The organism is Anaerotruncus sp. 1XD42-93, from assembly GCF_009917605.1.
In the GTDB taxonomy this organism is placed as follows: Bacteria; Bacillota; Clostridia; order Oscillospirales; family Ruminococcaceae; genus Anaerotruncus.
The window spans coordinates 1-725 of record NZ_QZEG01000211.1; the positions used below are offsets into that span (position 1 = coordinate 1).

Below are 725 nucleotides of genomic sequence, written 5' to 3' on the forward strand. Positions count from 1 at the left end.
AACATGACCACCCTGCTGGAAATGCTCAATGCGTCCGAGGTGCGGGAGGATGATGAAAACTTCAAAAACGCCGTTGACCTGATGTTTGACGCGCTGGAAAAACGCGACCCGCAGCATTTCGCGGTGCGCCAGTATAAGAAATACAAGATGGCGGCGGGCAAGACAGCTAAGAGCATACTTATTAGCTGCGGCGCAAGAATGGCTCCCTTTGACATCCGGGAGGTGCGGGAACTGATGGAGGGCGACGAACTGGAACTTGAAAAGATTGGCGACCGCAAGACGGCGCTGTTCTGTATCGTGTCCGACACTGATATGACATTCAATTTCATTTCTGCAATGGTCTATACGCAGATGTTCAACGTCCTGTGCGACAAGGCGCTGGAAAACGGCGGCGCACTGAAAACCCATGTTACCTGCCTGCTGGACGAGTTTGCCAACCAGAAAATCCCCAACTTCCAGCACCTTATCAGCGTTATCCGAAGCCGCGAGATTTCGGCGCATATCGTGGTGCAGACGCAGAGCCAGTTAAAAGCAGTTTACAAAGACCATGCGGAAACCATCATCGGCAACTGCTCCTGCGTCCTGTTTTTGGGCGGCAAGGAGCGCAGCACCCTGAAAGAGATTTCGGAAACGCTGGGAAAGGAAACCATCGACCTTTTCAACACCTCCGACACGCGGGGAAGCCAGCGCAGCATGGGGGTAAATTACCAGAAACTCGGAAAAGA

At 52.8% G+C, this 725-nt stretch carries 1 protein-coding gene; it reads left to right on the forward strand.

Going from position 1 to position 725, the window contains the following annotated elements; genetic code table 11:
- Nucleotides 1–725, forward strand: a 725-nt coding sequence (locus D5269_RS18075) for a VirD4-like conjugal transfer protein, CD1115 family (protein WP_147408091.1), incomplete at both ends; no start/stop codon positions are given.